General features: G+C 77.7%; 1 protein-coding gene. It reads left to right on the forward strand.

The window, feature by feature from the left end; translation table 11 throughout:
* Positions 1-636, forward strand: a 636-nt coding sequence (locus tag DQW85_RS21775) for an nSTAND1 domain-containing NTPase (RefSeq protein WP_205315298.1), incomplete at both ends; no start/stop codon positions are given.

Here is a 636-nt window from a genome sequence, read left to right on the forward strand (position 1 = left end):
AGCCGGGTGGCGCGCGGGGTCCGGCGCCCCCCGGAGCTGGCCGCCGCGCCGGTGGACCGCTCGCTCGGCGACCTGGCCGAGGAGGTCTACACGGGGCTCAGCCCCGGCGAGCGGGCACTCGTGCCCGGGCTCCTGCTCCGCCTCGTGTTTCCGGGCGACGGCCCGGAGGACACGCTCAGGTGGGTGCGCGTGGACGACCTCCTCGACGGCACGGTTCCGGTGGACGCAGCGCGGCGGGTGCTCGGCTGTTACGTCCGCGAGGACCTGGTCCTCCACGAGGGGGACGGCCTGACGTTGCGCAGCGCCGCGCTGGTCCGGGCCTGGGGCAGGATGCGCGCGTGGATGGACGCGGAGCGCGAACGCCTGCGCCTGCACGGCCGGCTCAGCCAGGCGGCCGCGCTCTGGCGGGCGAACGGCCACGACGCCGCCGATCTCTACCGGGGCGCGGCCCTGCGGACGGCGCTGGAGTGGGCCGGTCGCGGCGACGGCCACCTGACCGTCAACCGGCTGGAGCGGTCGTTCCTCGACGCGTCCGAAGCGCACGCCCGGGCACGGGACAGGCTCCGCCACCGGCTCACGGCGGGCGTCGCGGCGCTCGCCGCCGTGGCGGTCGCCAGCACGTCCGTGCTGGTGGCG

Source organism: Nonomuraea lactucae (assembly GCF_003313395.1).
Lineage (GTDB): Bacteria > Actinomycetota > Actinomycetes > Streptosporangiales > Streptosporangiaceae > Nonomuraea > Nonomuraea lactucae.